Genomic DNA, 6272 nt, shown 5'->3' with positions numbered 1-6272 from the left:
ACGCCGCGCCAATAGCCAGGACGCTGGCTTGATCAGAAAAGGGCCCTGGGTGCGGCGCCGCCGGGACGGCACAAGCCCCCAGTTCGGCTCTGCTCGCTCCAAGGCCAGGGCCCGGCGGCAGCGGAGCAGCTACAGGCATTGGCTTTAAGGCCCGGCCACCAACCGGCAGCCGGGCCTGAGCCCGCAGGCTCAGCAGACCGAGACGGTGCAACCGGGGGTGCCCTGCAGCTTGCGGGCAAAGGCAAATGCCTTCTCAGCAGGAATCAGCCGCATCTTTTTGACGGGCTTACCGCGGCGGCCAAAGAACTCGACCTCACAGGGAGTGGAGCCGAGCTTCTGAACGCCGGGCTGATAGCGGTGAACCACAAGCAGGCGGACTTCACAGACGGGGCCTTGGGGAGTGGCCATGGCTGGGGTGGTGCGGAGAACACCGACCAAGCGCCCCAAAGGTGAGCACTAGCCAGGGGCGAGCAAAGCGAGCCTTGCGTCAGCCCTTGCTGGTGCGAGCCGCAGGGGCATGCTGCGGAGGGGTTTCGCAACGCCCGGCCAGCCAACACCCAGTGGCCCTGCTGAAAGGCCCGTGCTGCCTCCTCACCGCGCCTGGTGAACAGACCTGCTCGCATCCTTTGGCGATCGAGGACTGCCAAGTGGCCTGTTCAGAGCTGATGCGGCCTGCCGTGAAGCGGCACCCTGCCGGCCCGCTCTGCTGCACCCCGGCCAGCTTTCGTCTGTTATGAGGGGCTCTGCGTGCATGGTGGCCTGGCAAGGCGGTGAGTCTTTCCCTTCTGGTGCTCACCCCGGCCGGAGCCGCGTAGCCCGAGCAGGCGCGAGAGGCGTAGCGGCATAGGCCTTGGCTGTATCCCGGACAACCAGTCAGGTCACCAGCCAAAGGCCGCCGTGTAATCCCCGAGCAGGCGCGAGCGGGTGGAGCAAGGCCGCTTGCTGGTGGCACTGATTAGATGCGTCGCGAGGCGCAATGGCCTCCCGCGGGCCTGGGCCCTAGACAGCCCAGCGCAGGGGCTGCTCCCAGGCTTCCTCTGGGCAGATCAGATCCCAGCAGCAGGCGATCGGCTCGGGCAAGGAGAACAGAACAAGCTGCCGAGCTGCTGTGGTGGCCGGGCCGGCCTTGCGCTGCCTGGTGCTGCTGGAGCGGAGCAGGGTGGAGGTGGCTTGCATCGCAGGAAGGAGAAAAAACGCCCCCACTCGCGCCCATCAAGCCGCAGGGTCAAGGCCGCCAGTAGGGCGCTCGCCTTGGCCTTGACCCTGCGGCGCTGCCAGCCCGTCAGGTTGCTGGGGCTTGGGCGAACCATTGGGGAAGTGCTCTCCCCTGCGCTGCACCACAGCTGACCTTGATCTCCAGCAAGACAACAGGGGGAGAAAGCCGGGATTAGGCCCCCGGCCGGGCTTGAGCTTGTGGCTCCTGAGCCTTTGGCTCCTGGGCCTTAGGCCACAGCGTGACGCTTGGCTTCTAGCTCACAGCGCAGCACCAGCAACTCATGCTGGGCCAGCAGCCGCTGATCGAGCTCATCAACGCGGGCCAGACATTCGCGGATGGCGGGCAACACCTCCTCTTCCAGGCGGGTGATCTCCTCTTCTCCATAGGGCTGCTCACTCCAGGTGCGGCGCAGCGGCAGATTGCGCCGCAGCATCAGCACCACCTCGATGGAACGGAGGGTGGATTCGAGCAGCAGGAACGGATCTTCTTCTGGCCTGCAAAACGGTGAGACGGCAGCAGAGCGGATGGCCATGAAATCGGCGCCAGCGGGCGCAGCGACGGGACTTCCCGAAGCGGAGGCATGACGCAGGAATGCCTCAGACTGAGGAAGCCCGGAGCAAGCCTTCCCTGCGGAACCGATCAATCCGCTGCAAGCCATCCGCGAACGGAGGTGCCAACCTGGATGCCATCAGTCCTTCAGTTGGAGAGCGACGGTGGGAATCGCGATCGAGCTCAGTGACCAACAGGCCCAGGCCTTGAGCGAAACAGCACGCCGGCTCCATGTCAGTGAGGCCGATCTCGCTTCTGCTGCAGTTCGGGATTTGGTTGCTCGGCAATCGGTTGATTTCCAGACCGCTGCGGATCGGGTGCTCAACAAAAACCAGGAGCTCTATCGCCGGCTGGCCTGATGCGCTGGCTGAGCCTGGCGGAGGTGCTGGAGCTGCATCGTCGCTTGATCGAGCAAACCGGAGGCATGCCCGGTCTGCGGGACCTGGGCCTGCTGGAGTCCTCCCTCGCCCAGCCCCACCAGAGTTTTGGCGGTGTTGATCTCTACCCAGGACTGAATGCCAAAGCCGCAGCGCTGGGGTTCTCCCTGATCCAGAACCATCCCTTCGTGGATGGCAACAAGCGGATCGGCCATGCCGCCATGGAAACGACCCTCGTGCTGAACGGCGTCGAGTTGACCGCCACAATCGATGCCGCCGAGGCCGTTGTTTTGGCAGTGGCCAGCGGCGAGCTTGATCGCGAGGCCTTCTCGCGCTGGGTCGCCGATAACCAGCAGACAACCGAACCGTTCTGATCCGTATCAGCAACCTGCGGTTCACTTCTTGCATGCCCTGGGCCTGGCAATCGGCATCGCATTGGTGTTAGCGATCCATCCGCGTCAGCGCTGCTCCGCCCAGCAACGCCAGCAGCAGCTTGAGGGTGGAATCAAAGCCGCCCTGCAGCTGCTCCAGCGTGCCTGGGCAGATCTGACCAACAGGTCGGCCCGCCAGTGCCCGCTGACCGCAGACCCCAGCAGCGAGCGAATAGATCAGCAGCTGGGTGCCGATCACCACCGCCAGGATCTTGAACACGAACCGCTCACGGTCGAACGGTGGCTTGGGCGGTCGGGCCAGTGGTCCTGAGTCCATTGCTGCTCCCCTTCTCGATCAGGACCCAGCCGGTGGCAGCACCGGCTCCGTCACTTTTCTTCCTGGAACACCCCCACATACACCGTTCCCTGCCGGTAGAGAGGCAGCACCTTGTCGCGTAGATCGGCGTTGTGAATACGGATGCAACCCAAGGTGGGATGCAGGGACTGCTGCGCTGCCCAGGCACCAGGCCAGCCGCAGGCCGAGCCACCGCCGTGGAGCATGATCCCGGCCCGGCCGGCCTTGATCTCCTGGCCCTCTAGCTCCTCCATGTCAAAGGAGTACCAGCCGTAGGCCATGGCGGTATCTGAGCAGGGCGGATTGGGGTTCTGCTCGTAGTCCGCATAGAGCTGCCCAAGCTTGTAGAGACCTGGCGGGGTGTCGGTGTTGGTATGGCTCCAGTCGGTGTCAGCACCCTGGCCGCGGGCCAGGCAGGGGAGCTTCCACAGAAACTGGCCGCTGTGGTCATAGGCCTCCAGGTCCTCGTCGCGGTCATTCACCAGCAGATAGCTGTCGCCGGGTTTGACCGGTGCCGGCTTTTGCGGGCCGGCCATGCCGGCTTCCTCTGAACCGCGGGGATCAAGACCGCCTGCCGGTGCTGGCAGCAGCGCCTCAGGGGTTGGGGGCGCTGGCGGCTTGCTGCTGTAACTGACGGCCCAGGGCGCTTGTTCATCGAGGATCGCGGCGCCCTGGTCGCTACTTCTGATCACCTCATACAGCTGACCGACGGCGCGGATCTGCTTCTTCTCGGCCGAGAAGAAGCGGAAGCGATCGAGGAAGCGATCGGCACTCATCGATGTCATGGCGACTGGGTGGGGAGCTAATCCCCATTGCCAGTGCCAATGGCCTGCCACATCGCCGTGCTTTCACTGCGGATCTGTCAGGCCTGCTGCCCCATCCCCCAGCTGACGTTGCTCACCCTGCAGTGGCGAGTCTTCCGGTGTAGGCGCTGAGGTCAAATGGATCTCGCCGGGACGCCGGCAGTAAGCGCGATAGGCCAGCCACCGTGAGGCCAGCCAGCCAGACCTGCCCGCCAGGGACCATCGCCAGGGCCACGCTCAGCACCAACGACAACCCCACACCGGTAAGTGCTCCAAGCCCCACGGCCCTGAGGCCCTGGTGGAGCAGCACCAGACGATCCTGGGCATTGGCGCTCTGCAACTGCTGCCTGTGGCGCAGGGCCCACAACCCCAGGCTGAGGCCCGCCGCCAGAAGGGCCGCTTCCAGGCTTTCGATCGCCACCGCCTGCGGCATGCCCTCGGCCAGCAGTGCATCGATACCGCCATCGAGATGGGCACTGCCGATCTCCCATGGCTCCATCACCGCAGCGCCGCGGGAGCGGTTCCAGCTGGCAGTTTCAAACTGCCAGCCCTGGGCCGCGGTGCCGCCATCGGCCTGGGGGATCCAGTGGCTGAGGTCCTTGTCTGCGAGCCAGCTGCGCAGAGCGACCTCCGGGTCGGGCGCCCGCAGCAGAAGCTCGGGCAGCTGACCGTTGAGCTCCGCCGCATGGCGGGCCAGTCGGTCTTGAAGGATTGAGAAGGCGGCTGGATCGGCCAACGCGTCGCCAAGCCGACCGATCAACGCCCCCCAGAGCCCGCCTTGGAGCTGGGGGCTCATGCCAGCTGGTTACCCGGTTGGCCCTGCTCGCCATCGAAGAACCGGCGCAGATTCACACCAGCCTCGTTGGCAGCGGCCAGGAGCTCAGCCCGCTGCACCTCATCCAGGCCATCCCAAAAGGCATGGAAGAGATCGAGCGAGGCCTTGCCCATGCCCACGAACCCCAGCACTGCCAGGGGCCAACTCAGCCAGGGGAAGACCAGCAGCACCAGGCCGAGCGCCAGGCTTACGACCGCGCCCTGCTTAGTGGAGGACCAGACCGTCTCGCCAATGGCGCGGATCTGGGTGGCACGGTCGATCACGCCGCGTTGGCGCAGTGCCTCGGTGCGCAGGGCGGTGAGCAGAGCCTGGTAGCCGGCATAGATGACCACCCCACCGAGGGAGGATTCCAGGACGAACTCACCGCCGTTGATGGCGCCGCCATTGGCATTGATATCGATCGAGGCCAGGCCAGCGCTGGGCGCGGCTTCCCAGCCGGCGCGTGGGATCTGGAAGGGATCTTGGTTGCGGCTCATGGTCTGGTCGTCACTGTGAGTTGTAACAGCATTACCCCGGTGGCCAGCGGTGGCAATGCCAGCGCTGCGAAACACCACTTGGATGCAGACCTGGCCCTCGCCATCGAGGAACAGGTGCCGCGCCTTAGTGCTGCCCTTGGCGGCCAGACGGAAGCAGACAAGACGGATCGGGCAGACCGGGGCTGACGGGAATGGTGGCCATGGCGGAGATGCAGATAGGACGGGACCACCACTCCCGTTGCACAGGGGCATCCCCTGGAGCGCCTACTGCTCTCGCCGCCAAGTCGACCACCCATGGTTGGTTGGATACACCCCGTCCGGAAGCGATCAGGTCTCTGCGTTGGCTTGGGGCCGGATCTCCACCCAGGGTTCACCGCTGCGCAATAGCTCCAGAGCCTGCGGAAGGGTGGTTGTGAGCACTTGCTGCAACGCCGCATTACTGCTGTTCCCCAGCCGCAGCCAGATCACCTGGGGAGGGGGTCCTTGCTCATCCAGCAGGCGGATGAAGTCCCGGTCTTTGGTCATCACCACCGCATTAGCGACCCGTGCCCGCCGGAAGATCTCCGGATCGCTGGCATCCCGCAACCCGATCTCCCGCACAGGGACGGCCTCCAGACCCCATGCCTGCTCACCGATCCAGCGGGCCAGGGCAGGCGGCAGCTGGGCATCCAGCCACAGCGTCATCCCACCAACACCGGATGGTCGATCTCCCGAGCTGCGTAATCCAGTGCTGCGCTGAGGTCCTCCGGCTCCAAATCCGGATAGTCGGCAAGGATCTGCTCGCTGCTCAACCCCGCGGCATAAAGCTCCAGGACATCCCGCACGCGAATGCGCATACCGCGGATGCAGGGCTTACCGCCGCACTGCTCAGGGTTGTGGGTGATGCGGGATGGCGCCATGGGATCAGGCTAAGCGGCTTCTTTGGCCGCTGATCACTCCACCATCCAACGGTCCTGACGCGACCTGGCAACAGCTGCTGTTGTCACTGGGGCAAGGCCCCGGGAGAGTGCCCTTGGGCCTGACCTTGATCGAGGCGCAGAAATATGCCCGCCGCGCTGAACAGCTGGCGGTGCTCAAGACCTTTGCGGAGGGGGAGCTGCTGCGCCGCCTGCCCTTCCGCAACCTCGTGGGCGGCTCGCTGAGCTTCCCGGCGGAGACCAAGCTGCCCCGCGTCGGCTTCCGGGCCGTCAACGAGGGCTACCGCCAGAGCTATGGGGTGATCAACTCCGATTCGGAGTTCGTGCACCTCTTTGGCGGCGACCTGGATGTGGACCGCTCGATCGTGGACCT

General features: G+C 65.3%; 12 protein-coding genes and 1 pseudogene. 4 read left to right on the top strand and 9 right to left on the bottom strand.

Features of this window, described 5'->3' with window-relative positions; all coding sequences use genetic code 11:
• Positions 1-189: 189 nt before the first annotated feature.
• From KBY74_RS13135 to KBY74_RS13125, 3 genes are all read right to left on the bottom strand, one after another.
• A complete protein-coding gene (locus KBY74_RS13135) occupies positions 190-408 on the bottom strand; it encodes a hypothetical protein (RefSeq protein WP_254943082.1) in 219 nt (72 codons plus the stop codon).
• A 591-nt stretch (positions 409-999) separates the two neighbouring features.
• Complete coding sequence (locus tag KBY74_RS13130; protein WP_254937122.1) at positions 1000-1176, bottom strand: hypothetical protein; 177 nt, start codon at positions 1174-1176, stop codon at positions 1000-1002.
• 266 nt (positions 1177-1442) lie between these two features.
• Positions 1443-1748: a hypothetical protein gene (locus tag KBY74_RS13125; RefSeq protein WP_254943081.1), complete on the bottom strand. Its 306-nt coding sequence runs from the start codon at positions 1746-1748 to the stop codon at positions 1443-1445.
• A 181-nt stretch (positions 1749-1929) separates the two neighbouring features.
• On the opposite strand from KBY74_RS13125, the gene KBY74_RS13120 reads away from it, so the two are divergent.
• Both KBY74_RS13120 and KBY74_RS13115 read left to right on the top strand, forming a co-directional pair.
• Positions 1930-2124 (top strand): DNA-binding protein, encoded by a 195-nt coding sequence (locus KBY74_RS13120; RefSeq protein WP_254943080.1) that lies wholly within the window; start codon positions 1930-1932, stop codon positions 2122-2124.
• On the top strand, positions 2124-2516 hold the full coding sequence (locus KBY74_RS13115; protein WP_254943079.1) for a type II toxin-antitoxin system death-on-curing family toxin: 393 nt from the start codon (positions 2124-2126) through the stop codon (positions 2514-2516). The genes KBY74_RS13120 and KBY74_RS13115 overlap by 1 nt, the downstream gene beginning before the upstream one ends.
• A 67-nt stretch (positions 2517-2583) precedes the next feature.
• Here the strand turns inward: KBY74_RS13115 and KBY74_RS13110 are convergent, their stop codons facing one another.
• From KBY74_RS13110 to KBY74_RS13095, 4 genes are all read right to left on the bottom strand, one after another.
• Positions 2584-2850 carry a hypothetical protein gene (locus KBY74_RS13110; RefSeq protein ID WP_254943078.1) on the bottom strand — a complete coding sequence of 89 codons (267 nt, stop codon included), beginning with the start codon at positions 2848-2850 and terminating at the stop codon, positions 2584-2586.
• Positions 2851-2900: 50 nt separating this feature from the next.
• Positions 2901-3653, bottom strand: coding sequence for a L,D-transpeptidase (locus KBY74_RS13105; RefSeq protein ID WP_254943077.1), 753 nt, complete (start codon positions 3651-3653; stop codon positions 2901-2903).
• Between the two features lie 112 nt (positions 3654-3765).
• Positions 3766-4467, bottom strand: coding sequence for a hypothetical protein (locus KBY74_RS13100; RefSeq protein WP_254943076.1), 702 nt, complete (start codon positions 4465-4467; stop codon positions 3766-3768).
• Positions 4464-4982: a hypothetical protein gene (locus tag KBY74_RS13095; protein ID WP_254943075.1), complete on the bottom strand. Its 519-nt coding sequence runs from the start codon at positions 4980-4982 to the stop codon at positions 4464-4466. Before KBY74_RS13095 ends, KBY74_RS13100 begins: the two co-directional genes overlap by 4 nt.
• 15 nt (positions 4983-4997) lie before the next feature.
• Here KBY74_RS13095 and KBY74_RS13090 point away from each other — a divergent pair, with 15 nt between their 5' ends.
• Entirely contained in the window at positions 4998-5168 is a 171-nt protein-coding gene (locus KBY74_RS13090; RefSeq protein ID WP_254943074.1) for a hypothetical protein, read from the top strand.
• A gap of 141 nt (positions 5169-5309) precedes the next feature.
• Here the strand turns inward: KBY74_RS13090 and KBY74_RS13085 are convergent, their stop codons facing one another.
• On the bottom strand, positions 5310-5666 hold the full coding sequence (locus tag KBY74_RS13085; RefSeq protein WP_254943073.1) for a DUF5615 family PIN-like protein: 357 nt from the start codon (positions 5664-5666) through the stop codon (positions 5310-5312).
• Positions 5663-5881, bottom strand: coding sequence for a DUF433 domain-containing protein (locus KBY74_RS13080; protein ID WP_037979383.1), 219 nt, complete (start codon positions 5879-5881; stop codon positions 5663-5665). Before KBY74_RS13080 ends, KBY74_RS13085 begins: the two co-directional genes overlap by 4 nt.
• A 113-nt stretch (positions 5882-5994) precedes the next feature.
• Between KBY74_RS13080 and KBY74_RS13075 the strand changes: the two are divergent.
• A pseudogene (locus KBY74_RS13075) lies at positions 5995-6272 on the top strand (hypothetical protein); the annotation flags it as partial.

The sequence above is a fragment of the Cyanobium sp. A1C-AMD genome (assembly GCF_024346495.1).
In the GTDB taxonomy this organism is placed as follows: domain Bacteria; phylum Cyanobacteriota; class Cyanobacteriia; order PCC-6307; family Cyanobiaceae; genus Cyanobium_A; species Cyanobium_A usitatum.
Note: the sequence above shows the minus strand (reverse complement) of the source record. Positions and strands in the feature narration are given on the sequence as shown.

Coding starts and splice junctions, on each gene's coding strand:
- KBY74_RS13135 (WP_254943082.1), bottom strand. CDS start 408: ATGGCCACTCCCCAAGGCCCCGTCTGTGAAGTCCGCCTGCTTGTGGTT.
- KBY74_RS13130 (WP_254937122.1), bottom strand. CDS start 1,176: ATGCAAGCCACCTCCACCCTGCTCCGCTCCAGCAGCACCAGGCAGCGC.
- KBY74_RS13125 (WP_254943081.1), bottom strand. CDS start 1,748: ATGGCCATCCGCTCTGCTGCCGTCTCACCGTTTTGCAGGCCAGAAGAA.
- KBY74_RS13115 (WP_254943079.1), top strand. CDS start 2,124: ATGCGCTGGCTGAGCCTGGCGGAGGTGCTGGAGCTGCATCGTCGCTTG.
- KBY74_RS13110 (WP_254943078.1), bottom strand. CDS start 2,850: ATGGACTCAGGACCACTGGCCCGACCGCCCAAGCCACCGTTCGACCGT.
- KBY74_RS13105 (WP_254943077.1), bottom strand. CDS start 3,653: ATGACATCGATGAGTGCCGATCGCTTCCTCGATCGCTTCCGCTTCTTC.
- KBY74_RS13100 (WP_254943076.1), bottom strand. CDS start 4,467: ATGAGCCCCCAGCTCCAAGGCGGGCTCTGGGGGGCGTTGATCGGTCGG.
- KBY74_RS13095 (WP_254943075.1), bottom strand. CDS start 4,982: ATGAGCCGCAACCAAGATCCCTTCCAGATCCCACGCGCCGGCTGGGAA.
- KBY74_RS13085 (WP_254943073.1), bottom strand. CDS start 5,666: ATGACGCTGTGGCTGGATGCCCAGCTGCCGCCTGCCCTGGCCCGCTGG.
- KBY74_RS13080 (WP_037979383.1), bottom strand. CDS start 5,881: ATGGCGCCATCCCGCATCACCCACAACCCTGAGCAGTGCGGCGGTAAG.